General features: G+C 41.9%; 21 protein-coding genes, 1 tRNA gene and 1 pseudogene. 7 read left to right on the top strand and 16 right to left on the bottom strand.

All coding sequences use genetic code 11. The features are described 5' to 3' along the window. Positions 1 to 214 (bottom strand): helix-turn-helix domain-containing protein (locus LJE09_RS03905; RefSeq protein ID WP_331466563.1); only part of this gene is annotated, 214 nt, incomplete at its 3' end. Between the two features lie 348 nt (positions 215 to 562). Between LJE09_RS03905 and LJE09_RS03900 the strand changes: the two are divergent. Then, positions 563 to 1012 (top strand): annotated as a pseudogene (locus tag LJE09_RS03900) (ABC transporter substrate-binding protein); the annotation flags it as partial. Positions 1013 to 1144: 132 nt separating this feature from the next. Here LJE09_RS03900 and LJE09_RS03895 read toward each other — a convergent pair. The 3 genes from LJE09_RS03895 to LJE09_RS03885 all read right to left on the bottom strand — a co-directional run bounded on the left by LJE09_RS03895 (position 1145) and on the right by LJE09_RS03885 (position 3005). Further along, on the bottom strand, positions 1145 to 2218 hold the full coding sequence (locus tag LJE09_RS03895; protein ID WP_227310982.1) for an Abi family protein: 1074 nt from the start codon (positions 2216 to 2218) through the stop codon (positions 1145 to 1147). Positions 2219 to 2341: 123 nt separating this feature from the next. Next, positions 2342 to 2803, bottom strand: a complete 462-nt coding sequence (locus LJE09_RS03890; protein WP_020993481.1) for a DUF6773 family protein — start codon at positions 2801 to 2803, stop codon at positions 2342 to 2344. After that, the gene (locus tag LJE09_RS03885) at positions 2784 to 3005 is read right to left on the bottom strand and encodes a helix-turn-helix transcriptional regulator (protein WP_008706078.1); all 222 of its coding nucleotides are present in this window, start codon (positions 3003 to 3005) and stop codon (positions 2784 to 2786) included. The genes LJE09_RS03890 and LJE09_RS03885 overlap by 20 nt, the downstream gene beginning before the upstream one ends. Before the next feature lie 224 nt (positions 3006 to 3229). Between LJE09_RS03885 and LJE09_RS03880 the strand changes: the two genes are divergently transcribed. The 3 genes from LJE09_RS03880 to LJE09_RS03870 all read left to right on the top strand — a co-directional run bounded on the left by LJE09_RS03880 (position 3230) and on the right by LJE09_RS03870 (position 6947). After that, complete coding sequence (locus LJE09_RS03880) at positions 3230 to 4183, top strand: ABC transporter substrate-binding protein (protein ID WP_428845678.1); 954 nt, start codon at positions 3230 to 3232, stop codon at positions 4181 to 4183. Positions 4184 to 4601: 418 nt separating this feature from the next. Next, the gene (locus tag LJE09_RS03875; protein ID WP_008706080.1) at positions 4602 to 5714 is read left to right on the top strand and encodes an ABC transporter ATP-binding protein; all 1113 of its coding nucleotides are present in this window, start codon (positions 4602 to 4604) and stop codon (positions 5712 to 5714) included. 144 nt (positions 5715 to 5858) lie between these two features. Further along, positions 5859 to 6947 (top strand): PucR family transcriptional regulator, encoded by a 1089-nt coding sequence (locus LJE09_RS03870; RefSeq protein ID WP_008706081.1) that lies wholly within the window; start codon positions 5859 to 5861, stop codon positions 6945 to 6947. Positions 6948 to 7136: 189 nt separating this feature from the next. Here LJE09_RS03870 and LJE09_RS03865 read toward each other — a convergent pair whose 3' ends face one another. The 3 genes from LJE09_RS03865 to modA are packed head-to-tail and all read right to left on the bottom strand — an operon-like array spanning position 7137 to position 9792. Further along, positions 7137 to 8195, bottom strand: a complete 1059-nt coding sequence (locus LJE09_RS03865; protein ID WP_020993483.1) for a sulfate/molybdate ABC transporter ATP-binding protein — start codon at positions 8193 to 8195, stop codon at positions 7137 to 7139. Continuing rightward, a complete protein-coding gene (gene modB, locus LJE09_RS03860; protein WP_227310981.1) occupies positions 8195 to 8890 on the bottom strand; it encodes a molybdate ABC transporter permease subunit in 696 nt (231 codons plus the stop codon). Before modB ends, LJE09_RS03865 begins: the two co-directional genes overlap by 1 nt. A 2-nt stretch (positions 8891 to 8892) precedes the next feature. Continuing rightward, on the bottom strand, positions 8893 to 9792 hold the full coding sequence (modA, locus tag LJE09_RS03855) for a molybdate ABC transporter substrate-binding protein (protein WP_173703066.1): 900 nt from the start codon (positions 9790 to 9792) through the stop codon (positions 8893 to 8895). A 378-nt stretch (positions 9793 to 10170) separates the two neighbouring features. On the opposite strand from modA, the gene LJE09_RS03850 reads away from it, so the two are divergent. Beyond that, a complete protein-coding gene (locus tag LJE09_RS03850) occupies positions 10171 to 10383 on the top strand; it encodes a TOBE domain-containing protein (protein ID WP_008706085.1) in 213 nt (70 codons plus the stop codon). Further along, the gene (locus LJE09_RS03845) at positions 10376 to 11314 is read left to right on the top strand and encodes a substrate-binding domain-containing protein (RefSeq protein WP_227310980.1); all 939 of its coding nucleotides are present in this window, start codon (positions 10376 to 10378) and stop codon (positions 11312 to 11314) included. The genes LJE09_RS03850 and LJE09_RS03845 overlap by 8 nt, the downstream gene beginning before the upstream one ends. 89 nt (positions 11315 to 11403) lie before the next feature. On the opposite strand, the gene LJE09_RS03840 is transcribed toward LJE09_RS03845, so the two are convergent. The 3 genes from LJE09_RS03840 to LJE09_RS03830 form a co-directional block, all read right to left on the bottom strand. Then, positions 11404 to 12312, bottom strand: coding sequence for an undecaprenyl-diphosphate phosphatase (locus LJE09_RS03840; RefSeq protein WP_055053079.1), 909 nt, complete (start codon positions 12310 to 12312; stop codon positions 11404 to 11406). Between the two features lie 280 nt (positions 12313 to 12592). Next, positions 12593 to 15808: a carbamoyl-phosphate synthase large subunit gene (gene carB, locus LJE09_RS03835; protein WP_008706090.1), complete on the bottom strand. Its 3216-nt coding sequence runs from the start codon at positions 15806 to 15808 to the stop codon at positions 12593 to 12595. Further along, positions 15808 to 16884 (bottom strand): carbamoyl phosphate synthase small subunit, encoded by a 1077-nt coding sequence (locus tag LJE09_RS03830; RefSeq protein WP_055059811.1) that lies wholly within the window; start codon positions 16882 to 16884, stop codon positions 15808 to 15810. Before LJE09_RS03830 ends, carB begins: the two co-directional genes overlap by 1 nt. A gap of 411 nt (positions 16885 to 17295) precedes the next feature. Between LJE09_RS03830 and LJE09_RS03825 the strand changes: the two genes are divergently transcribed. Further along, positions 17296 to 17379 (top strand) — tRNA-Leu (locus tag LJE09_RS03825). Between the two features lie 52 nt (positions 17380 to 17431). Here the strand turns inward: LJE09_RS03825 and LJE09_RS03820 are convergent. The 6 genes from LJE09_RS03820 to LJE09_RS03795 all read right to left on the bottom strand — a co-directional run bounded on the left by LJE09_RS03820 (position 17432) and on the right by LJE09_RS03795 (position 25190). After that, positions 17432 to 18559, bottom strand: coding sequence for a fibronectin type III domain-containing protein (locus tag LJE09_RS03820; protein WP_227310978.1), 1128 nt, complete (start codon positions 18557 to 18559; stop codon positions 17432 to 17434). 155 nt (positions 18560 to 18714) lie between these two features. Beyond that, positions 18715 to 20220 carry a fibronectin type III domain-containing protein gene (locus tag LJE09_RS03815; RefSeq protein WP_055059809.1) on the bottom strand — a complete coding sequence of 502 codons (1506 nt, stop codon included), beginning with the start codon at positions 20218 to 20220 and terminating at the stop codon, positions 18715 to 18717. A 138-nt stretch (positions 20221 to 20358) separates the two neighbouring features. Further along, positions 20359 to 20946 carry a DUF7575 domain-containing protein gene (locus tag LJE09_RS03810; protein ID WP_055059808.1) on the bottom strand — a complete coding sequence of 196 codons (588 nt, stop codon included), beginning with the start codon at positions 20944 to 20946 and terminating at the stop codon, positions 20359 to 20361. A gap of 55 nt (positions 20947 to 21001) precedes the next feature. Next, positions 21002 to 22420, bottom strand: coding sequence for an ATP-dependent Clp protease ATP-binding subunit ClpX (clpX, locus tag LJE09_RS03805; protein ID WP_008706095.1), 1419 nt, complete (start codon positions 22418 to 22420; stop codon positions 21002 to 21004). Positions 22421 to 22633: 213 nt separating this feature from the next. Then, entirely contained in the window at positions 22634 to 24049 is a 1416-nt protein-coding gene (locus LJE09_RS03800; protein ID WP_055057585.1) for a S1C family serine protease, read from the bottom strand. 196 nt (positions 24050 to 24245) lie between these two features. After that, entirely contained in the window at positions 24246 to 25190 is a 945-nt protein-coding gene (locus LJE09_RS03795; RefSeq protein WP_227310977.1) for a glycosyltransferase family 2 protein, read from the bottom strand. Positions 25191 to 25250: the final 60 nt, after the last annotated feature.

Raw genomic sequence — 25250 nt, 5'->3', positions numbered from 1 at the left:
CAAGAGAATCTACCTCTTTCAGCCATGGATATTCTTTTTTATATCCGGCCGGCGTATTTTTCAGCATCTTTTTTTCTTCCTGATAATAACGGATCTTATCCGCAAGCATCCGGTTATAGAGAAAACGGCTGCAGCCGATCGTTTTTTCTATCTGAGTTATCTGTTCTTTATTGGGATAAATCCTTATTTTTACTGCCCGGTTTATCTTTCTCACCCTGACTTTCTATATACTGATGGATTGTTCCAACAGGTGCTATATTTCAAAGATTTCTTTTGCTCTCTCTAACATTTTATCGTCCAGCATCTTTCTGCTATATTTCATAACCATGATCAGCTAACAACACAGAATGAGAATTATTATGTACACTCACTTATTGCTTATTTCGACCGTCCAATTTTCAAGAGCATATTGTTCTTTTCTCTATTATAATATATTTATTGTGTCAGAACAAGTGTTTTGTGATTTTTTATAAATTTGAGCAGACATGCTCGAATGTGCAATTCATCCCATCACCTATAGAGGTGAGGGAATTCTTGCTACGGTTGTTAAAGGAGTATCTGCATGAAAAATAAAAAATGGATCACACTGGCGACAGCAGTCGTTCTGGCGGTGACTGCACTGCCTCTGGGAGTGTTTGCTGCAAAGAAAGATGAGGCGAAGCTTGCAAAAGTTACCTTAAATGAAGTAGCCCATTCCATCTTTTATGCACCGCAGTATGTGGCAATCGAAGAGGGATATTTTAAAGATGAGGGGCTTGATATGACGCTTATAACTGGCTTTGGGGCAGATAAAACTATGACTGCCGTCATATCCGGCGAGGCGGATATCGGATTTATGGGAGCAGAAGCATCTATCTATGCCTATCAGGAAGGAGCTACTGATCCTGTTGTAAACTTTGCACAGCTTACCCAGCGGGCCGGAAATTTCCTTGTGGCAAGAGAAGAAATGCCGGATTTTAAATGGGAAGATCTGAAGGGCAGGAAAGTCCTTGGCGGTCGCAAAGGTGGCGTACATATATCAATGTAAATTATGAGACGATTGTGATTTTGTGTAATTGGGTGGATGGGTTGAATAGTACGAAGAAATCGCAGAAAATAGAATAGCTTTAAATATAAGTGGAAATATTTTTGCTAATATCTCCACTTATATTTTGCGAAATTTTGTTATTTCTTTCCAGTTACTAGGAAATCCCATATATTCAAAAAGATCATTCAACTTCAAATTTGAATTCTGCTTTTCATATCGGTCAAAAATATGCAATAGTTGCTTTTTAAACAGTAAAAAATCGGTCTTTGGAAGTAGATAACGAAAAGTAATGACTACACTAAACAAGTCATTTTTTCCATATATGTATTTTGAACCGTTTTTAGAAATGCTTAATTTTTCATGTAACAATGTATCTGGAATGTCAATATATGTATGATAGGAAAACAACCTTTCGTTATGAGCACATACATTTCGGTACAGCGTTAATACCTTTAAATATTTTATCATTTCATTTTTCTTGACATTTCCAAAATCCTGGCAAATTGCTCCCTGCATATTTTGAGGTAAGAATTCAAACATTTTTGATATCTGACCAAAAGTAAGGGTATTCATAATCACCCATAACGGAATATTATGATATTTGTTACGCTGGTAAACAAGATATTCGTGATCCTTGTTTTTGTTTGCCATCATATCTAGCATTTTGATTAATTTGGTAATTCCATTTTTATTTTTGGGAATATTGCCGTAATTATTGGAGTTGAGATATTCTTCTTGACGTTCTCCATGTTTTTTACAGAAGTGATAAGAAATGGACGAACGCATTTTTCTTTCCACGCGGCATAAATACTTAAAGAAAATCCCACGTAACTCTTCATCAAATTCATAAAGAGCAACTATATCTTCAAAACACGCTTCATTAATGTATTTGCGGGTATGAATATCAATAAAAGGATGTTTATATCCACCAATTAATGCATAATAACTGATATTCTGCAGGGATTCTACCGCAAAATCATCATCTGTAATAACTAGATTTTTTTCATTTTTCAGTTTTTCAACTTGTGCGGTATATGTAATAAACGGTTTGCTCATATGTACCTCGCTGCAAAATGTTCCAGATAAAGAAAAAGGAGAGGGGCCTCGGCACCCTCCCCCGATCGCAGGCTTCTCAAGTTTCTGCAATCTGATCACTAAAGATAATATAACTGATATAACTAAGAAAGTCAATCAGAAATCATCTTTGTTTTAAATTATATTCGGCAAGGACATTTTTATACATTGACCAAGGACCAAGGGGGACGGTGTTTGATGGCTCAAATACAGTCCCCTCTGGCTTTTCCCCAGGTATCATCATTCATCCTCAGAATCATCTTCAAGCTTTTTCAGTCTTTTTTTATAAATTTTAGAAGTAAGCGTTAATGCAAGGAAACATAAAATCTCTATAGAAAAAAACATAATAACTCCAGTTGCAATGGAACCGACGAGTTTGTGATAATTCCGATAAGAAATGATAAACCACAAAATCCCCATAACAACTGCGGCGATGCTACTGGCCATGATATTGTTCTTAAAATTTGGTTTCAGCTTTCTGTCCCAGATTCCGTTTCTTATGCATCCTACTGTAAGATATAAAGCAAGGCACATAAATACGATCCATTCTCCGGAAAGATCCTGTTTGCTGTCATTTCCTATGGCTATCTGGGTCAGTATTACAGCCAGCAATCCCCAGAAAGCCAGCCAGCATCCATTGTGCTCAATCTTCAGAAGTTTCAGTTCCTGTAATTCATCCAGATTACTTTTCGTTTTCTTCATCCTCGTCATCCTCCCAAAATAAATCATCCAGACTCTTATCCAAGATACGGCAGATTCTTCGGCATAGCTTGATTGTTGGATTGTATTCACCCTTTTCGATTGCATTCATAGTCTGCCGCGAAATACCGGCAGCCTCCGCCAATGCCTTCTGCGTCATATCCTTTTGTGCTCGTGCTACTTTGATAGCAATATTCTTTGGCAAGCTTGCTTCACCTCCCTGATGACTATAAGATATCATTTATTTGTATAAAAGTCAATTATATTTTACTTTTAGAAATATATAAATGAATTATCAAGAAAAAATGCACCATTTTTGAGTTGAGGGAATATCCTAACAGCAGAAGTCTCAAAAGGAGTATCTGCATGAAAAATAAAAAATGGATTTCACTAGCGGCAGCAGTTATTCTGGCGGTGACTGCGCTGCCGATGACAGCTTTTGCTGCAGAGAAGGATGGGGGAGAGGAAAAACTTACGAAAGTTACGTTGAATGAAGTCGCACACTCAATCTTCTATGCGCCACAGTATGTGGCAATCGAAGAGGGATATTTTTCGGAAGAAGGTCTGGATCTGACATTGATAACTGGATTCGGTGCGGATAAAGTTCTGACTGCTCTGATTTCCGGTGAGGCAGATATCGGATTTATGGGAGCAGAAGCATCTATCTATGCCTATCAGGAAGGAGCTACTGATCCTGTTGTAAACTTTGCACAGCTTACCCAGCGGGCCGGAAATTTCCTTGTGGCAAGAGAAGAAATGCCGGATTTTAAATGGGAAGATCTGAAGGGCAGGAAAGTTCTTGGCGGCCGCAAAGGTGGCATGCCGGAAATGGTATTTGAGTATATCCTGAAAAAGAATGGTCTTGACCCTGAGAAAGATCTGTCTATTGACCAGAGCATTGACTTCGGCGCTACTGCTGCTGCCTTTACCGGAGATGATTCAGCCGATTTCACCGTAGAATTTGAGCCGTCTGCTACTGCTCTTGAAAAGCAAGGTGCCGGGTATGTTGTGGCATCCCTGGGCGTTGACTCCGGCTACGTACCATACACCTCCTACAGTGCCAGAACCAGCTATATGGAAAAAAATCCTGATATCATGCAAAAATTTACTGATGCTCTGCAAAAAGGTATGGATTTTGTCCAGAGCCACACTCCTGAAGAAATTGCAGAAATCATCGAGCCTCAGTTCCCTGAAACAGATCTGGATACCATCACAGCCATCGTAAAACGTTATTACGATCAGGATACCTGGAAAGAAAATCTGGTGTTCGGGCAGGATGGATTTGAACTGCTGCAGGATATCCTGGAAGACGCAGGAGAACTGAAGGAACGTACACCGTATGCAGAACTGGTCAACACAGAATTTGCGCAAAATGCTTCCTGATGATTTGCTTTCTCTGATCCACCTGTAATTTTAGCCCGATATCCGTATTCTCCCATCCGTTCCTTCATATTGTCAGAGATTTTTGACTTGATTCAGTCAAACCATAATCTTGTATACACTTTGTGTAACAGGTGGTAAAAAGAACTATGTTTACCAGGACTGCTATAGTTCCAATTTTGAAAAACGCAGACAGAATTTCGTCATTTTGTCCTGCGTTTTTCTCATGCCTTTTGACAGTTTGACGGAATCCCCGAATACTGATTCCGGCTTTTCGTCAGAATGACAAGAAACAAAAAAAATCTTTGTACGATTCTTCCCTAGCCATCCCCCCTCCTTTTCGCTATACTGTCTACAGATGAAAAAAACAAGTAATCAATCAGCAAAAACACTATGAAATAATTTTGGAGGAATAATAATCATGGCAAGCTTATCATTACAGCACATTAACAAAACTTACCCAAATGGTTTCCAGGCAGTTAAAGATTTCAATCTGGAGATCGAAGATAAAGAATTCATCATTTTCGTAGGACCTTCAGGATGTGGTAAATCTACTACACTTCGTATGATTGCCGGTCTGGAAGAAATTTCCGGCGGTACATTAAAGATTGGTGACAAAGTTATGAACGATGTAGAGCCTAAAGACCGTGATATCGCAATGGTATTCCAGAACTACGCTCTGTATCCTCATATGACAGTATATGATAACATGGCATTCGGACTTAAACTTCGTAAAGTTCCGAAAGACCAGATTGATAAAGCAGTTCGTGAAGCTGCAAGAATCCTTGACCTTGAGAAACTTCTTGATCGTAAACCGAAGGCTCTTTCCGGTGGTCAGAGACAGCGTGTTGCTATGGGACGTGCTATCGTACGTAATCCTAAGGTATTCCTTATGGATGAGCCTCTTTCCAACCTGGATGCTAAACTTCGTGTACAGATGCGTATCGAGATTTCCAAGATCCACCAGAGACTGGGTGCTACAATCATCTATGTAACACATGACCAGACAGAGGCTATGACTCTTGGTACCAGAATCGTTGTTATGAAAGACGGTGTTGTTCAGCAGGTAGATACACCTCAGAACCTGTATCAGAAACCAGGCAACTTATTCGTTGCAGGATTCATGGGATCTCCGCAGATGAACTTCCTTGACGCTGTTATCTCCGAAAAAGGTGGCAACCTTATCGCTAAAGTTGGCGAGCATGAACTGGTTATCCCGGCTGCTAAAGCAAAAGCTCTTAAAGATGGCGGCTATGTAGGTAAAACAGTTGTTCTCGGTATCCGTCCGGAAGATATCCATGATTCCCAGATGTTCATCGAAGCTTCTCCAAGCGCACCGATGACATCCGTAGTTAAAGTTTACGAGCTTCTCGGAGCTGAAGTATTCTTATACTTCGATGTAAACGGAACTCAGGTTACAGCACGAGTTGATCCTCGTACAACAGCTAAGACCGGTGATCCGATCAAATTCGCATTCGATATGGAAAAATCTCATTTCTTTGATAAAGAAACAGAACTTACAATCTGCAACTAATTTTCAGGAATCTTTAATAAACCCGGGGAGTTTTCCCCGGGTTTTTATGTTATAATATAGAATTGGCTGCCTGATTACTTCGATCAGACAATTTGCAAGGATTGCTATAAGCTGACTCATACCCCAAAAGAAAGGATTGACCTAATGAAAATACAACAGATTTTACAGAAATGCCTGACAGACTGGAAGAATATCAGCCAGATTGATTTCTGTCTGCTGGATTCTGATAACCATATCTTTCTCTCTACCTGTGATAAAAAACTTCCTGCAGAATCAAAACTGGAAGAATTTCGCCAAAGCAGTGCCCTGTGTGTTTCCAATACAAGCTGCTGCCTGTATAAGATCATGGAGAACCATTCCATCTCCTATATTCTGATCGTATGGGGAAAAGCAGAAAGTACTGCTACCATCGGAGAGCTGGCTGTATGCCAGGTACAGAGTCTCCTGGCTGCCTATGCAGAGAAAAGCGACAAGAATACCTTTATGCAGAATCTTCTCCTTGGTAGTTATTCTGATGTAGATGCCTTTAACTGCGCCAAGAAACTGCACATTGCAACTTCTGTTCAGCGTGCCGTATTTCTTGTGGAAACCAAACAGACCAAGGATGAGAACGCTCTCGCTACGATCCGGAATATTTTCTCTGCCCGTACCAGAGATTTCATCACAGCTATTGATGATACAGGGATTATCATCATCAGAGAATTACAGTCTACAGAAACTTATGAGGATCTGGAATCAATTGCATATATGCTTGTAGATATGTTAAATACAGAAGCAATGACTTCCGCATGGGTTGCCTACAGTAATCTGGCAGAGGATATTTCCAGGCTTCCAGACGCATACAAGGAAGCACATACAGCCCTTGAAGTAGGCAAGATTTTCTACGCAGATAAAAATGTATTCGGATATAACCAGCTTGGAATCGGCAGACTAATCTACCAGCTTCCTGTTTCCATATGTGAAATGTTTATCGACGAGATCTTCAAAGAGGAAACTCTGGATTCTATTGACGAAGAAACCCTGATCACCATCCGTACCTTCTTTGAAAATAACCTGAATCTCTCCGAGACTTCCAGACAGCTTTATGTACACAGAAATACTCTGGTGTACCGCTTTGAGAAGCTGCAGAGAAAATTCGGACTGGATATCCGCGCGTTTGAAGATGCACTGACATTTAAACTGGCGATGATGGTTGTGGACTACATAAAATATTCTAAGAATCATCCGTCATAGATTTCTCAGACAATTTGATAACATCCATCTGCGTGATCAAACCGGCAGACTCTTACAGCTACGTGCCTACGCGATTCTACACCGAATAACTACTCCGCAGGGACTTACTTGATTCGGTTAAAAAAGCGTTATATCTTCACCAGAAATCTCTGTTGAAAATACAACGCTTTTTATTATTTCTTATATATTCTATTTCGCTTCTTTCAGCAGCATCAGATGCTCTTCCGGAAAATGAATATATTTCGGAACTTTTGCATGCGGATCTTCCTCAAAATTTCCTTTGGGGCACATCCACCAGACCGGCTGACAGTCTCCGCCTTTCTTGTTCTTCAGTAAATACTGATGTTCAAAGGTCGTTTCAATATATTCCATAACTTCCACTTCCATGTGGTTCTCTCCGCCTTCAGATGCACCTTTCATCCAGTGACCGCGGATTCCCACATGCGTAACATCATCCGGCACCACATCTTTGGTCTGCAGCATCAGATCCCAGTCCACTGCATAAATACTGTGTTTTCCCATTTTCTGTACAGTTGAGAAATTTTTACACCCTGTCAGTCTGGCTGCCTGCAGAATACCAGGTCGTTCAAAGAGTTTCTTAGTTTCTCCTGTAGTAAGTGCCTGACCGCTGTCCAGAATTGTCAGATGTCCGCAGAACTTGTAAGCCTCATCACGGCTGTGAGTGACCAGAATCATATCACCTGTGTACTCATTAAGAAAGTTCTGCATATCACGCTGCATGATATCTTTCAGATATCCATCCAGTGCTGAGAACGGTTCATCCAGAAGGATGACTTCCGGTTCTCCGATCATCATTCGTGCCAGTGCGACACGCTGCTGCTGACCTCCGGAAAGCTGTCCCGGATAACGTTTCTCCAGCCCGTTAAGCTGATAGCGCTCTATGTAATCTGCCACTTTTGCCTTAAGATGTTTCTTATCTCCTCTGTATCCGCATGCGATATTCTTCTCTACAGTCATGGTAGGAAAAAGTGCATAGTTCTGAAAAAGATAGCCGACCTTCCTCTCCTGCGGTTTAAGATTGATTTTCTTTTCTGAATCAAAAAGAACTTTATCATTTACAACAATTCTTCCTGAGTCCGGTGTCTGGATTCCTGCAATACAGCGCAGAGTCATACTTTTTCCGCTTCCGGATGCTCCAAGGATCCCCATTGGAGAACCATCACTCTCCAGCTTTACTTTCAGAGTGAAGCCATGAAGTTTCTTCTCAATATCCACACTGACTGCCATTACATCCACCTGCCCATCTTCATTCCCTTACCGGAAACGATATTGATCGCCGCAACGATCACAAATGAAATGATCAAGATCACAACTACCCAGAAACCGGCCATGCCATAATTTCCTGCCGCAGTCTCCGAAGCAATGGCAACGGAAACGGTTCTGGTCTTGCCAAGAATGTTTCCTGCGAGCATGGATGTAGCACCGTATTCTCCGATTGCTCTGGCAAAGGCAAGGACTGTACCGGATGCGATTCCGGGTCCTGCTGTCGGCATGACAACTGTCCAGAAGATTCTTCTGTCACTCATGCCAAGTGTCTTGCCTGCTGCGATCAGATTCACATCCACCTGTTCAAATGCAGCGCGTGCATTTCGATACATCAGCGGAAACGCAATTACAGATGCTGCGATCACGCAGCCCTTCCAGGTCTGTATGATCTTAATGTCAAAATTATCCAGCAGAAATGCCCCGAACGGACGTCTCAGACTGAACAGCAGAAGCAGAATGAAACCGGCCACTGTCGGGGGAAGTACCAGAGGCATGGTCAGGATACCATCCAGTATGCCTCTGGAAACAGGTTTCATCTTCATTACCAGTCTCGCAAAGAATATCCCCAGAAAGAACGCGATCACAGTAGCCGCGAAACCTGTTTTCAGTGAAATCCATAAAGGACTCCAGTTTATTTCTACCAGAAATTCACTCATTCTTATTTAGCTTCCTCTGTTGTCTCTGTCTCAGCATTTGTTTCTGTGTCATCTGCTTCTTCTGTTGCTTCTGCATCTTTATCATCTGTTTCGGAAGCATCATCTGCTTTGTATGCTGTGAATCCGTATTTCTCGAATACTTTCATAGCGTCGTCAGATTTGATGTACTCAAGGAATGCTTCTGCAGCTGCTGTATCATCTTCAGATGCCTCTTTGTCTTCGATAAGGCCTACCGGATAGAGAACAGGTGTCTTCAGTGCATCTGCCGGAGCTTCTGCGATAACGTCTACTTTATCTGCAACGGAAGCTGCATCTGTAGCATAAACGATACCGATCTCATTACTTCCTTCACTTACTGCAGCAAGAACTTCAGATACATTTTTACCTTCATTGATTTCCATCTTATTTACTTCATCTGTAATTCCAAGATTATCGAAAATTTCTCTGGAATACTGTCCAACAGGAACGCTGTCACCTGCAAGTGCGATGTTGGCTGCATCTGTGATGTTCTCGAATCCTGTAACTTTTGTTTCTCCATCCTTAGGTTTGATCAGAACGACTTTGTTCTCAAGGATATCTTCTACAGTATCTTTCTTAGCCAGATCTTCGTCTACCAGAGCGTCCATCTGCTTGTCAGCTGCTGAGAAGAAGATATCGCAGCGTGCGCCTTCTTCGATCTGTGTCTGTAATGTGCCTGAGCTGTCTGCATTGTAGAGGATTTCAACATCAGGATATGTCTCATTGAAATCTTTCTGGATTTCTTCCATTGCATTGCTTAAGCTTGCTGCGATGAATGTGTTGACTTCACCTTTTAAGTCTGTATCTGCTGCGAAAACTCCTGTGCTGAACATTCCTGCACTCAGTACTCCTGCCATCATTGCTGCAATTAATTTCTTTCTCATATTTTTACCGCCTTTCATTTAGTTTCGTTTTGTTTTATTCAGTTTTGTTTCCTTTTGTATCTATTGTACAGAACTTTTGTATTCTTGTCAATTTTATTTGTATATGTTATCATGTAAATGATAAAAGGTCGAAAGCCTTATTTTTACCGGCAAAAACAACTTTCCGGCCTTTGATCGGGTATCAGATAAATCGTTACTGTTCACTCCGTTCTCAGTAACGCAGCCAAAATTCATTCCAGATTGCCTGTGGCAATGGAATTTTGGCTTGTATGTCTCGGGATTTTGGCATATCCATGCCAAAACACCTCGCGGGATAGTGGAGTGTGAACAGTAACGATAAATCTATAGAAAAAAATAATAAACAGTGAGGTAATTATCATGAAATTAAGTGCACGTAATCAGTTAAAAGGGAAAGTAGTAAGTATCAATAACGGAGCTGTAAACTCCATCGTTTCTATTGATATCGGCGGTGGAAACATTATCACAGCAACCATCTCCTGTGCAGCAGTTGAAGAATTAAACCTGAAAGTAGGTTCTGATGCTTATGCAGTGATCAAGGCTACTAATGTCATGGTAGGTATTGATGAATAAACTTTACACAGCTCAGGAGGTCGCAGACCGTCTGAAGATCAAAAAGACAACGGTCTATGAACTTATCAAGCGCGGTGAGCTGGAATCTTCCAAAATCGGAAAACAACTCAGGGTCAGCGAAGAGCAGTTGACACAGTATCTTAACAGAAGCAGTTCCGGCAATTCCGAAAGCGGGCAGGATATTCCATACACATCTGTTAATTTTGAACCTGAGAGCTCTCTGCTGAAGAGAGATTATCTGCTTCATTCCAGTGGTATCATTTTAGGCGGTCAGACTTCTGCCGCCCTGGAGCTTCTTCTCGGCAAAATGTCCGCTCATCCTGATGGCCTTCCTGTCCTGCAGTCTCATATGAATGACTATAACGGACTTTATTCCCTGTATTTCGAAAAGGCACATATCGCTGCTACCAGTCTGAATATAGATGATATCCGTCACCTGGTTCCCGGAATCCCGCTGATACTTCTTTCTTTATATAAATACTCTGTTGGCTTCTATGTACAGGCCGGAAATCCTGAAAAGATTTCTTCTGCGGAGGACCTGACGGATCCGAAAGTTGTTTTTATGAATCGTGAAAAGGGAAGTGCCCGCAGGGTTTATCTGGACCGTCTGTTAAAAGAACGGGGAATCTCTTCTGAAAAAATCAGCGGATACAGAAATGAAGCTGTCTCTGATATGTCATCTGCATCTGCTGTTTTTGAGCACAGAGCGAATGTTGCTTTTGGAGAAGAAATGATCGCACGTTACTTTCCGGGACTTGATTTCGTCCCTGTGACTGATATGCAGATGTATCTGGCAATTCCTGCGGAATCTGTGAGAAAGCCGGGGTTCTCTGCTCTTGTGGAAATTGTACAGTCTGAAGATTTCAAAACTGAGATTCATCATCTGACAGGTTATGATACCTCTTATACCGGCGAAATGATCTGCATATAAGAAACCTGTAACATAATAAAAAGCCCTGCTGTCCGGGATATACGCTTATGACGTACATGCCGCTTATACAGCAGGGCTTTTCTTATACATTATTTACAACCAAGAAGTGTTTTTCCGATAAAGTATCCAAGCACCAGAATACCAAGTGCGATTCTGTACCATCCGAATGCCTTAAAGTCATGTTTCTTTATGTATCCCATCAGGAATTTGATCGCGATAATGGAAACTACAAATGCCACTACCATTCCCACGATCAGGATCATCACCTCTGTTCCTGTGAAAGAGAAACCGAATTTCAGGATTTTCAGAAGACTGGCTCCGAACATGACCGGGATTCCCAGGAAGAAGGTAAATTCTGCTGCTACTGTACGGGAGGTTCCTGCAAGGATACCACCGATAATGGTGGAACCTGAACGGGATGTACCCGGAACTACGGAGAGTACCTGGAACAGACCGATGATGAGTGCAGTCTTAAATGACAGATTTTCCAGATTTGTACAGATTGGTCTTCTTCTCTTGTTATAATTCTCAATGACAATGAAGAGGATACCATATACGATCAGCGCAATGGCAACTACTACATAGTTATTAAATTTCTCTTCAATGACATCATTAAACGGAAGTGCGATAACAATCGTCGGTATACAGGCTACTATAATTTTAAACCAGAGTACCCATTTCTCTTTATCACAGAACTTCTCCACAAAAGTAAGAATTCCTCTGGATACTGCACCATGCCTGTTAAGCACTGCCTGCTGTTTCTTTGAAATTGGTCTGATATAAAACGGCCACAATTTGTTCCAGTAGAGAACTACAACCGCGAGGATCGCGCCAAGCTGGATCACTACGAAAAACAGATTCTTAAAATCCTCTGTCACATTCAGTTTCAGGAACTCATCCACCAGGATCATATGTCCGGTACTGCTGATCGGGAGCCATTCTGTGATTCCCTCTACAATCCCAAGGAAAATGACCTTTAACAGTTCAATAAAATCCATAATCTTTCCCTTCCTGTTTTCTTTTTTGTTGTTATTCTTATTTACAACGATTTTCAACCGGATCAGACAGGTTTCTGCCAGATAATAAGTAATGCAAAAGACCCACATATATCTATCTGACTCACTGTAAATACTCATATGATTATATTACACACCATGCCACTGATACAACTGTAATCTATATTTTTCCTGCTGATTCTATAAGATAAAAACAGCCGCCTTTTCTCCGACAGAGAAAATTACGGCTGCTTTTCATCATTTCATATTATTTATCAGTTCTTTATCTTCTTGCAATCGTAGCAATATCAATAAGAGATAAATTGTTCAGGTCTGTATTCTCAAGGCTGGTTGCCAGTGCTTCTGCTGTATCCAGAGAAGTAAGGACATTGACACCTGTCTCGATGGCGTTACGTCTGATGACGAAACCATCTTTCTGATGTTCTACGCCCTGTGGCGGAGTATCAATGACAACGTCGATCTTATGACCAAGGATAAGGTCCATAAGGTTCGGTGCAGGCTGCTCCAGCTTATTTGTACGGATAACTTTGATTCCGTTTTCTTTGAGGACTTTTGCAGTTCCCAGTGTAGCATAGATTCTGTATCCAAGTGCTTCGAATCTTCTTGCGATCGGGATGATATCCTGTTTGTCTTCGTCTTTAACAGTGATGATCATGTTTTTATGTTTCGGAAGACGGATACCTGCTCCGATAAATGCTTTGTAAAGCGCTTCATTGAATGTCTCAGCAATACCAAGGCACTCACCTGTTGACTTCATTTCCGGTCCAAGACTGATATCAGCGCCGCGGATCTTCTCAAATGAGAATACAGGCATCTTGATCGCATAGTGTTTTGCTTCCGGCTGAAGTCCCGGTTCATAGCCCATGTCTTTCAGCTTGTATCCAAGTATTACCTTCGTTGCAAGAGGAACGATCGGAATTCCTGTTACCTTGCTGATGTACGGTACAGTACGGCTGGAACGAGGATTAACCTCGATCACATATACATCATCTCCAAGAACAATGAACTGGATGTTGATCATACCGATAACATGCAGGGCTCTTGCAAGACGTCTGGTGTATTCTGCAATTGTCTCTTTTGCTTTCTCGCTGATGGTCTTAGCCGGGTATACGGAAATACTGTCACCGGAGTGGATTCCGGCACGCTCGATATGTTCCATAATACCAGGAATCAGGATATCCTCGCCATCGCATACAGCATCGACTTCGATTTCCTTACCCATCAGGTATTTATCAACAAGGATCGGGTGCTCCTGTGCGATCTGGTTGATCACACCGATATACTCTTCTACGTCCTCATCACTTACAGCGATTCTCATGCCCTGACCACCAAGTACATAGGAAGGACGAACCAGAACAGGATAACCCAGCTCATTTGCTGCTTTCTTAGCTTCCTCAGCAGTAAATACTGTCTGTCCTTTTGGTCTCGGAATTTCGCATTTTTCAAGAATCTCATCAAAGAGCTCACGGTCTTCTGCTGCATCTACGTTCTCAGCAGATGTTCCGAGAATCTTAACACCCATCTTTGTCAGTGCTTCTGTTAATTTGATAGCTGTCTGACCACCGAACTGTACAACTGCTCCGTCCGGTTTCTCAATATTTACTACATTCTCAACATCTTCCGGTGTCAGAGGCTCGAAATACAGTTTATCTGCAATATCAAAGTCTGTACTTACTGTTTCCGGGTTGTTGTTGATGATGATGGTCTCATAGCCTTCTTTTGCAAATGCCCATGTACAGTGTACGGAACAGAAGTCGAACTCAATACCCTGACCGATACGGATCGGACCGGAACCAAGTACCAGGATTTTCTTTTTATCCGGTGTTGCTACTGCTTCATTCTCTGTGCCTTCATCGCCGTATACAGAATAGTAATATGGTGTTGCTGCCGCAAACTCTGCAGCACAGGTATCAACCATCTTGTATGCTGCTTTGATCTGGTATTCTTCACGAAGAGCTTTGATTTCTTCTTCTGTTTTACCTGTCAGACGAGCAATGATATAATCCGGAAATTCCATGCGCTTTGCTTCCAGAAGAAGCTCTTTTGTAAGCTTTCTGGTTTTAAGTGCATTTTCCATTCCAACAAGGATTGCCAGCTTATCAATGAACCAGATATCAATCTTGGTAATGTCATGAAGCATGGACTGCGGCATACCGCGGCGGATTGCTTCTGCGATTTTCCAGATTCTGCGGTCATCTACGATTTCCAGTTCTGCCAGAAGTTCTTCATCTGTAAGCTGTGTAAAATCGTAGGACATAAGGCTGTCTACATGCTGTTCCAGAGAACGAATTGCTTTCATCAGAGCGCCTTCAAAGTTATGGCAGATGCTCATAACCTCACCGGTAGCTTTCATCTGAGTCGTAAGGGTTCTCTTTGCAGTAATAAATTTGTCAAATGGAAGTCTCGGAATCTTCACTACGCAGTAGTCAAGCATTGGCTCGAAACTTGCATATGTTTTTCCTGTGATCGCATTCGGGATCTCATCCAGTGTGTAACCCAGAGCAATCTTTGCTGCAACCTTTGCGATCGGGTAACCTGTTGCCTTACTTGCAAGTGCAGAGGAACGGCTTACACGCGGGTTTACCTCGATTACACAGTATTCAAAGCTGTCCGGTTTCAGAGCGTACTGAACGTTACATCCACCTGTGATTCCAAGTTCTGTGATGATGTTCAGGGCTGAAGTACGGAGCATCTGATATTCTTTATCTCCCAGTGTCTGAGATGGAGCAACTACGATAGAGTCACCTGTGTGGACACCAACCGGATCAATGTTCTCCATGTTGCAGACTGTGATACAGTTTCCTGCACTGTCACGCATTACTTCATATTCAATCTCTTTCCATCCTGCGATGCAGCGCTCTACCAGAACTTCACCTACACGTGAAAGACGAAGACCATTCTCTAGGATTTCACGAAGTTCATATTCATTATGAGCGATACCGCCGCCGCTTCCACCGAGTGTGTAAGCAGGACGGAGAACTACCGGATAACCAATGATGTTTGTAAATGCAAGACCATCTTCTACTGTTGTAACAACCTTGGATGCTGCAATCGGCTCACCGATCTTCTCCATGGTATCTTTAAATTCCTGACGGTCCTCCGCTTTCTTGATTGTCTGGGCAGTTGTACCGATCAGTCTTATATTGTGTTCTTTGAGGAAACCTTTCTCATCCAGCTCCATGGCAAGGTTTAATCCCGCCTGGCCGCCCAGTGTAGGAAGGACGCTGTCCGGTTTCTCTTTCAGGATAAGCTGTTCTACTACTTCTACTGTCAGAGGCTCGATATAAACTCTGTCAGCGATATCTTTATCTGTCATGATGGTTGCAGGGTTGGAGTTAAGAAGAACAACCTCAATGCCTTCTTCTTTCAGGGAACGGCATGCCTGTGTTCCTGCATAGTCAAACTCTGCTGCCTGGCCGATGATAATCGGGCCGGAACCAATTACAAGTACTTTTTTAATGTCTTTATTTCTTGGCATTATTTATTTCCTCCCATCATATCCATAAATCTGTCAAACAGGTAACTGGAATCCTGCGGTCCCGGGCATGCTTCAGGATGGAACTGTACAGTAAAGATATTCTTTCCTTCGTATGCCATACCTTCGTTTGTGCCGTCATTGACGTTAACGAATGCAGGTTTTGCAATGTTTTTCTCTTCAAGTCCCTCAGCATCTACTACATAACCATGGTTCTGGGAAGAAATGTAAACACGTCCTGTTGCAAGGTCTTTGACCGGATGATTTCCGCCTCTGTGTCCGTATTTCATCTTATGAGTATCTCCGCCTGTTGCAAGAGCCATAAGCTGATGTCCAAGACAGATTGCGAAGATCGGAACTTCAGAATCATATAATTTTTTTATTTCCTTTATAATAGAAGTACATTCCTTTGGATCTCCAGGGCCGTTACTTAACATAATGCCATCCGGATTTGTCTCCAGAATCTCTTCCGCAGGTGTCAGTGCCGGATAAATTGTAACCTCACATCCTCTTTCATTCAGGGAACGTGCAATGTTTCTCTTAGCTCCCAGGTCAAGAAGTGCTACTTTCGGACCGTCGCCTTTTAAAATCTCTTTCTCGCGGCATGTTACCTTCTCTACTACCTTACCTGTTGTATATGCTTTTAACTGGGGGATAATTGTATCTAAATCATAATTTTCATTGACGGTGATCATACCGTTCATGGTACCTTTCTCACGAAGGATTTTCGTTAAGGCTCTGGTATCAATTCCGGCAATACCTGGAATATCATGCTTTGTTAAGAAATGCTGAATCGTGTCCACGCTTCTGAAATTACTTGGGACACGGGATAATTCGCGGACAATAAAGCCGTCCACCCATGGCTTTGATGACTCCTGGTCATCATAACAAATTCCGTAATTCCCAATGAGGGGATAAGTCATACATACTGCCTGTCCTGCATAGGAAGGGTCGGTCATTACTTCCAGATAACCGGTCATGGAAGTATTAAAGACGATTTCGCTGATAACGTCTCTCGTTGAACCAATGCTTGTACCTTTGAACACATGGCCATCTTCTAATATCAGAAATGCTTTCATACAATCTCCCTTTCTTATCTTTATATTGTGTCTATCACTTATTTTTTCCTAAATCTTCAAGATTGTATCACAGCAAAGTGCTTTTTTCAACCTTATAAGGTACTAAAAATAATTAAGTTGATATTAAAAACTTTTTTGTAATTTCAGGCAGATCCAATCACATGCATTCACTGCTTTCTCACATCCAAATACCTCTATAAAATTTAAATCATCCTCTTCTCTGTGCAACTCTACACCGGATAACTGCTCCGCAGTTTATCAGAAGAAGCTTACACTTCTACGTAACAAATTGTGCGTTTTGATGATACTGTAAAAAAAATTAAAAAAATTTCAAAAAAGCTATTGACTTTTATCCATACATCGGTTATTATAAATGAGCAGTCGCGAGAGAGCGATTGATAAATAAGAAATGCAGAAGTGGCGGAATTGGCAGACGCGCAGGCTTCAGGTGCCTGTGGTAGCAATATCGTGTGGGTTCAAGTCCCATCTTCTGCATTATTTTTTTACTCAAAAAAGGAAACTGATACAGTTTCCTTTTTTTCTGTTCTTATGACACAAAAGACATCAGATAACGGTAAATCTTCCATGTGGTTTCATTATCGTAATGAGTTCCGTCTGTTGTCTTATATCCCTGCTTTTTCAGATAAGAATAAAGATCTGCATATTTCGCACCGGCAACTTCTTTTTTCATTCTGGCATTGAAATCTTCGATTTCCTCATTTGTTACATAAGGATCTTTGGTTATCTGTCCCACTGCCACAATATAGGCATCCGCTCCCTGCGCTTTCCATTTTGGAATCTCCTCATTCAGCAGACTGATATAATTTGAAATATTGTATACATCATTAACACCAAGCCAGACAAAAATATCTTCATTTCCTTTCATCTGCTCCTGCAAGGTCTTCAGGGCAGTATCTCTAAGCCATTTATACCCCATTCCAACCTCACATATCCATGTGATGTTATCGTTCTCCACAACATCTTTCATCATATCTGTTCTGGAATCTCCGATCATAATAGTCTTTCGCATTACCGCCTCTGCCGGATCACTCAGTTCAGAATATACAACATTTCCCTGATTTCGTACATATGCCCGTATTCTGTAATAATAAGTCTTTCCTGAAACAGCACCTGTATCTGCATAACTGAATGTTGTATTGCCGGAAACTATATTGATTCTTTTATATCCTCTGTCCTCGGATTCTGACCGGAATATCTGATATCCTTCTGCAGTTTTGATTTTTTTCCATTTGATCAGGGTTCCGCTTTCTTCTCTCACTCTTATCCGGGTGATCACAGGTTTTCCGGGAGCTGTTTTTATCTCCAGTGCTTTCGATGATGGGCTGTACAGAGTTTTGTTTCCCTGTTTCAGATAAGAACGTATCTTATAAGTGTAGAGCTTATCTTCAGAACCTGTCAGTGTAAAACTGGTAATGTTCCTGTTCTTGATCCTTTCCACGCATTTGTATTTTCCGTAGGCTTTATAATACAGAAAAATCTGATAGCCGGAGGCCTTCTTTACTTTATTCCAGTTCAGAGTCACTCTGTTTCCGGCTGCTGTTCCGGACAATACCGGTGTTTCCGGTTTTGCAGATGCTGCGGATGCCGATACTGTTCCAAACAGCATTACCGCTATCAACCAAAATAAAAAGAAACTCTTTCTGATATATTTCACATGACATTCCTCCCATCTATAACAATTCATCTATAGCAATACCGGACTGTCCACAGTATTTTACGGAATTGCCATAATCAAAGAGCCGGCTCTGTAAAAGATATCTGCTCTCACATCGCCGGCTTGATTTTATACTGTTCTCAATTATTTTTGTATTATTTGACTTTCACGCTCTTCACTGCGCTGTAACCTGTATATACCTTTGCAGATCCTACCATCTTATATGCGCGTGCTCTGAAATAATAAGTTTTACCACTTGTCAGTTTTGTCTTATTTGCGGTCAGCTTTGTAGTTCCTTTTACAACCGTACCCTTCTGGGATTTCTTGGATGATCCACAGTAAACATCATATCCGTCTGCACCTGCAACAGCCTTCCAGCTTACGGTTGCCACACCTTTTTTGGTGGACTTCACAGAGATTGCCGGCTTTGTACCTGTTGCTGTAGCTTTCACTTCTGCGGAATTTGACCAGGATCTGAGGTTCTTATTGGCATCTTTTACCTGTACAGTTGCTGTAACTCTGTATGTGTAGACTGTTCCTGTAGAAATCACATTATCTGTGTAATCTTCTCCGAACTCTGCGTCAGCCAGATCACCATTATCCCATGTTTTAACAGTTTCATATGCACCGTTGCCTGTTTTCTTCTCCAGTTTGTAAGAAGCATCATCTGTACTGGAACCAACGTTTACCACGATCTGATCCCATGTTGCAGATGTGATGGATGCAGTTGCCTTCAGCATTTTGACCTTGGATGAAACCTTTGCATCACAGCTGAACTGCTGAGGTACGGCAATCCATTCCGGTGTAAAGTCAATAGAAGGTGTCTTACTCAGTGAGTTTCCGTCAAGGTATAAGGAAACTACCTGAGATCCTTCCTTGCTGTTTTCCAGTTTCAGATTTGTGATCTTATTGTTTCTAAGATCAAGGATTCCCTGAAATCCGGCACAGTTAAATGAAGTGATGGCATTATTGGAGGCATTGACTTCTGAAAGACTCTTTACATAATCAGTATCTCCGATGTTCAGTCCTGCATTTGCCTGTGTGGTAAATTTATTGGAGCTTGCATCTACGAAATCCAGATTCTTCAGATATTTCTTGGAAGGCATTACTACCTTTGTCAGTTTATTGCTTCCATACTTCACTACACGAAGATTTGTGCATTTGCTGAGATCCAGAGTTCCTGCAAGACTGTTATTACTCAGATTCAGATATGCAACTTTTGTATTCTTTGTAATATTTACAGAAGTAAGTTTGTTATTTGCCGCAAACAGATCTGTCGCATAGGTAAAACGTTCAATACCTTTCAGGTTGGAAATTCCAAGTCCTGAAACATCAATCGTCTTGGCTGCTTTGATCTCTGCCGCTGAAAGTTTCTTATCCTTGTCTGTATCAATATTGTCTAAAACATACTGGCGGAACTTTGCATCCGGGAAGTTCGCTGAACTGACTGCTACTGCTGATGATGCTTCAGCAGCATCGGACTGAAATTCAGATCCGTCCTCTACCTCCGGAGCTTCCTCTTCTGCTGAGCCAACAGACTGTTCTTCTACTGTTGATGTATCATCACTAAAATCAGCAGCCTGAACGCTGATACCAGAAGTCATCATAGCTGCACTGATCATTCCTGCGACTAATAACTGATTTAATTTTCTGTTTTTCATCTTTCCCTCTCCTGTTCGTAATTTTCATACCTTTTGATACGATATAAAATTATCATATTCCATATCAATTTGCAACATATTTTTAATTATACTGTAATTATCTGGTAAATCTGTAAAAATAATTTACCCTGCAGTTACTTACTTCTCTTCCATTGTTTCTTTTTCCACTGGTGTTTCTTCCACCGGCTGTTCCTGTGCTGGTTCTGTTTCTGCTGTTTTCTCTGTCTCTGGTTCTTCCGGCTGTAATTCTTCTGCCGGTGTTTCTTCCGGCTCATTACTCCCATCTTCATCTTCATCTGAAGATACAGTGTCATTTTCCACATTCTTCGCCGGTTCCGGAGTCGGGCATGACGTTCCGCAATACGGACAGAAACTTACATTAATATCTACCTCCCGCTCGCAGGACGGGCAGATTTTCTCTCCTTTCAGGTTCGCAGCATTATCCTTATACTCCCTGATTTTCAGATAATGCTGATCAATCTCCTGACATAAAGCACTTAACTCACTATCAATTCCATCACCCTGAGAATGTCGTCTGTAAACAATATCACCGATATCAACTTTGATTTTCTCAATAATGCGCTCTTCTCCTGTGATTTTACTTCTTATCTTCTGTGCCTCGATCGTCTGCTCTGCGCGGGCACCTAATTCTCTTGTTGTCTTTCCCAGTTCCTTCGTTGTTTTTGAAAATGTCTTAACTAATCCATCAAAAAAATCTGTTCCCATAATATTTACTCCCTTCCATTATTGTCCTCATAATGCAAGAACAAAACTATTTTAATTAATGACTACCCTCCAGCAGGATCGGCTCCTGTCCGCGAAGAAGGATCTTCGGACCACCGTTTCCTTCTATGTATTCTCTTGTGATCACAACCTCTCCTATGCTGTCATCTTTCGGAATCTCATACATGATATCCAGCATATACTCTTCCAGTATCGCGCGAAGTGCCCTGGCACCTGTATCTCTCTCCAGTGCTTTCGCAGCAATTGCATGAAGCGCCCCGTCTTCAAATTCCAGTTTCACTTCATCCAGTGCAAGAAGTTTCTGATACTGTTTAAGAATCGCATTCTTCGGCTCCTGCAGGATCTTCACAAGCATATCCTCATTCAATCCGTCCAGAGTAAAGATGATCGGAAGTCGTCCGATAAATTCCGGAATCATTCCAAAACTGCGGATATCCTCCACTGTTACTTTCTGAAGCAGATGAGGATCATTATCATATTTATCCTTCAGGTCTGCATAAAAACCGATAGATGCCTGCTTGTTCAGCCTTTCTTTAATGATATTCTCCAGATCAGGAAAAGCACCGCCACAGATAAACAGAATATTACGTGTATTAACAGTTACAAGCGGTACCATTGCGTTTTTGCTGTTTGCACCTACAGGAACTTCCACCTCACTTCCCTCAAGAAGCTTCAGCATTCCCTGCTGCACTGCCTCACCACTGACATCTCTCTGGTTGGTGTTCTTCTTCTTGGCAATCTTATCAATCTCATCAATGAAAATAATACCATGCTCGGCACGCTCCACATCATTATCTGCCGCCGCCAGAAGTTTGGAAACAACGCTCTCTATATCATCGCCAATATAACCGGCTTCTGTAAGAGAAGTGGCATCTGCAATTGCAAGCGGCACATCCAGAAGTTTCGCCAGGGTTTTAACCAGATAGGTTTTACCGCATCCGGTTGGTCCGATCATCAGCATATTAGATTTCTCAATTTCAATCTCATCCATTGTATCTGTTGCCACACGTTTATAGTGATTGTAAACCGCTACAGACATTACTTTCTTGGCTTTCTCCTGACCGATCACATACTGGTCAAGGGTTTCTTTGATCTTATGGGGAGCAGGAATATTTTTCAGATCCAGAACCGGTTTTTCCTGTTTCTTTTTCTTTTTTTCTTTCTTTGGCTGCTGCACCGGATTCTGGAAGCTGCCCAGATCGATCATGCTCACATTCGGCATATTCAACAGGTCAGAATAATTGAACTTACCCTCATTAAACTGCTGATTCATAGAATTAAAGCTCTTCTGCATACAATCCGTGCAGACATGTATGTTATTGGGAAGTTCGATCATCGGACCGGCCTTGCTCTCAGGTCTGCGGCAGAGAAAACAGAATTTTTCGGATTTGTTTCTCTTTTTCTCTGTATCTTCGCTGCTGTCTATTATTTCATCATCATTATAGTTCTCGCTCATAATGACTCCTTTCTATATCCTCTTATTCGTAACAGTACAGTGCTCCTGCAGGATAGCAGGCTGCTGGATCATTACGCTTATTTAACTGAATTATATCATACAATTCCCTTATAACAAAATGAAAGTTTTATAAACACAAAAAGAATCCTGCCTGGGTTACTGTTCACTGATAATATTATAAAAGACACCGCCGCATGGGCGATGTCTTTTGTTTTATTCATTGTCCGGTCTGGTGCCGAGAGTCAGCTCTATAGTATTTTCTTCATATTCCCCATTAGTGGCTCTTGCAATAACTGCCTCAATCTTCTCTCCCGATTTATAATACTGCAGTTTATCCAGCAGATCATCACCATCACTGACTTTCTGTCCGTCGAATTTTACGATGATGTCGCCTTTACAGATACCTGCCTCCTGTGCCGGAGAATCATCCTCCACACTTCTTACAAAAGCACCTGTGGGCATATTATACATCTCAATTGCCTCTGTGGTCAGATTTGCAAGACTTACTCCCAGATATCCTTTTTTGCTGCTGTCTACTTTCTCCCTGGTCTCACGATTCATCAGTTCTTCCAGAATAGGCTTTGCCTTGGAAATAGGAATGGCATATCCCATACCTTCCACAGCACTGTCTGCGTATTTTGCAGAATTGATGCCAATCAGCTCGCCTTTCATATTCAAAAGTGCACCACCACTGTTACCCGGATTGATTGCCGCATCCGTCTGGATCAGTCCTGTACTGTTCGTTCCGTCATCTGTAGAAATCGTCCGGTTCAATGCACTTATCCAGCCTGATGTTACAGACTGACCATATCCAAGCGCATTACCGATCGCAACTACCTGCTGCCCTACTGCCAGATCATCCGAACTTCCTATCTGAGCAATCTTGATCTGATTTAAAGTGTCCTCAGGGATATCCGATTTCTTCACCGCAACTACTGCCAGATCATTATCAGCATCTGTACCCTTAATCTTGGCACTGACCGCATCCTCTACATTCAGATCTCCATTATCTCCCGCATTCACAGTCTCTGTCTCTGCATTTGCCACATCATCCCCGATAAAGCAGACACTCAGAGTTGTAGCTCCATCCACCACGTGATTATTCGTTGCGATCAGAAGCTCATCATCATTATCTCCAACGATAATCCCTGAACCTGTTGACGCACTCTTATATTGGTGGGAACTATATCCGAAAAAGCTTGGTATTTCCTGAACACTGACAGTAGTGATCGCAACTACAGAAGGCATGGAAGCCTGAGCCACTGCTGCTACTGTTCCATTCTCAGAGTCAGACAGCACCTTATCGGCAGTGCTGTCATCTGATGCCGTTTCCTGAAGATCCACACTGTCTGTAGTTTTAATCTGCACCGAAGACTTACCTGTATTCAGGAATCTGTCTGCTGCAAAATTTGCCGCCTGAAATACAACTGCCGCCACCAGGCCAAAGATCACAGCCAGTGCGATTGTCGCCCCTGCTTTTTTCTGAAAAGAATTCTGATTTCTTCTGTGTCCAGAGGGACCGGATGGTTTCAAAACAGTTCTCTGTTCTTCATGGAACTGATAATGTTCATATCTGGGCTGCTGACCGGAATCATCTGTTTTTTCACCCAGGTTTCTTTCATCATTCATGTAATCTGCTCCCTTCTGTTCCTGTATTACTGTTTATCGGAACACTCCCCGAAATAAACAATGATCTGTAACTGTTTTATTTCTGCACAGTTACAGCAATTCTTCTCCTGAACTCTGGAATCAGTATATCAATTAATTGTGTTCAAAATGTGACAATTATCGTAAATTGGCGTGTCTTAAGGTCATCCTCTTACCTTTATTTTCTGTTCCAGTAATATGGACTCATGGTACATGCAAGAACAACTTTCCGGGGAAGTTTTCTGTATCTTTTCCCCAGAAAATATCCTGCATATTTCATTCCGCTCTGCCAGATCAGCTGAGGAATCAGCCAGAAGTGTCCCGTCCTTATCAGATAGCCCAGGCTTCTTTTTACCAGACGGATTCCCTCCCCCTCAGAAGGTACTCCTTCAAAAATTTCCGGATGCTCTGCCTGGGATACTCCCAGATCGAAGTTTCTGTGAAACTGCTGCCTTCCGGAATAATTATGGGAATGATACACTCTCGCATCTGCCGCATAGACAACTGAATAGCCTTTCTGAATCATTGTTCCGGCACAGATCATATCTTCATTGAAAATCGCCCGCTCTGTAAAACCGCCTGTTTTCAGATAAATCCCTTTATCATAGGCCGCACACACATTAGAACAGAAATAGGTCTTGATCCCGTACTTATCAATATCAGCCAGCGACTTTACCGAGGACTGCTCCGGATAATTAAAAGAACGGGTATAACGTTCCAGAAAGCGACAGTCTGCCTTAGGCAATTGTCTTGCATAGGCTGCTCCTGCACCCGGATTTTCACTGACAGCACAGACAAGATTTCCAATTACTTTTCTGTCAGCAGGGAGAGCATCCTGTGTCATAAAGATCATAATATCTGCATTCGAAAGTTCTGCTGCCCTTCTTCTGGTTCCGCCATGATCAAAATCCTTCTGTTCCAGGTGATGAACCTCAAGGATCGGACATTTCTCCCATTCTCTGTTCCAGTACTGCTCTCCCGTATTCATAACCAGAATCCTGCGAGGACGGTATTCCTGTTCTTCCAGCCTGTGCAGCAGTTCTCCAAATTCTCTGCCGGGACGATAGGCAGGAATGATTACATCAACTGTCGCAGTGTCATTATATTTTTCCTTATGCGTCATCCTCAACACTCCTTATCTGAAAAGAGGACCATCCTTTCCAACAGATGGTCCTCTTTTCTA

This window comes from Blautia sp. DFI.3.45, assembly GCF_020593505.1.
In the GTDB taxonomy this organism is placed as follows: domain Bacteria; phylum Bacillota; class Clostridia; order Lachnospirales; family Lachnospiraceae; genus Blautia_A; species Blautia_A wexlerae.
Note: the sequence above shows the minus strand (reverse complement) of the source record. Positions and strands in the feature narration are given on the sequence as shown.

What these genes read in the sequence shown, in the direction of transcription:
- LJE09_RS03890 (WP_020993481.1), bottom strand. Translation starts at nt 2,803, where the DNA reads ATGAAGAAAACGAAAAGTAATCTGGATGAATTACAGGAACTGAAACTT.
- LJE09_RS03880 (WP_428845678.1), top strand. Translation starts at nt 3,230, where the DNA reads ATGACAGCTTTTGCTGCAGAGAAGGATGGGGGAGAGGAAAAACTTACG.
- LJE09_RS03875 (WP_008706080.1), top strand. Translation starts at nt 4,602, where the DNA reads ATGGCAAGCTTATCATTACAGCACATTAACAAAACTTACCCAAATGGT.
- LJE09_RS03870 (WP_008706081.1), top strand. Translation starts at nt 5,859, where the DNA reads ATGAAAATACAACAGATTTTACAGAAATGCCTGACAGACTGGAAGAAT.
- LJE09_RS03865 (WP_020993483.1), bottom strand. Translation starts at nt 8,195, where the DNA reads ATGGCAGTCAGTGTGGATATTGAGAAGAAACTTCATGGCTTCACTCTG.
- modB (WP_227310981.1), bottom strand. Translation starts at nt 8,890, where the DNA reads ATGAGTGAATTTCTGGTAGAAATAAACTGGAGTCCTTTATGGATTTCA.
- modA (WP_173703066.1), bottom strand. Translation starts at nt 9,792, where the DNA reads ATGAGAAAGAAATTAATTGCAGCAATGATGGCAGGAGTACTGAGTGCA.
- LJE09_RS03850 (WP_008706085.1), top strand. Translation starts at nt 10,171, where the DNA reads ATGAAATTAAGTGCACGTAATCAGTTAAAAGGGAAAGTAGTAAGTATC.
- LJE09_RS03845 (WP_227310980.1), top strand. Translation starts at nt 10,376, where the DNA reads ATGAATAAACTTTACACAGCTCAGGAGGTCGCAGACCGTCTGAAGATC.
- LJE09_RS03840 (WP_055053079.1), bottom strand. Translation starts at nt 12,312, where the DNA reads ATGGATTTTATTGAACTGTTAAAGGTCATTTTCCTTGGGATTGTAGAG.
- carB (WP_008706090.1), bottom strand. Translation starts at nt 15,808, where the DNA reads ATGCCAAGAAATAAAGACATTAAAAAAGTACTTGTAATTGGTTCCGGC.
- LJE09_RS03830 (WP_055059811.1), bottom strand. Translation starts at nt 16,884, where the DNA reads ATGAAAGCATTTCTGATATTAGAAGATGGCCATGTGTTCAAAGGTACA.
- LJE09_RS03815 (WP_055059809.1), bottom strand. Translation starts at nt 20,220, where the DNA reads ATGAAAAACAGAAAATTAAATCAGTTATTAGTCGCAGGAATGATCAGT.
- LJE09_RS03810 (WP_055059808.1), bottom strand. Translation starts at nt 20,946, where the DNA reads ATGGGAACAGATTTTTTTGATGGATTAGTTAAGACATTTTCAAAAACA.
- clpX (WP_008706095.1), bottom strand. Translation starts at nt 22,420, where the DNA reads ATGAGCGAGAACTATAATGATGATGAAATAATAGACAGCAGCGAAGAT.
- LJE09_RS03800 (WP_055057585.1), bottom strand. Translation starts at nt 24,049, where the DNA reads ATGAATGATGAAAGAAACCTGGGTGAAAAAACAGATGATTCCGGTCAG.
- LJE09_RS03795 (WP_227310977.1), bottom strand. Translation starts at nt 25,190, where the DNA reads ATGACGCATAAGGAAAAATATAATGACACTGCGACAGTTGATGTAATC.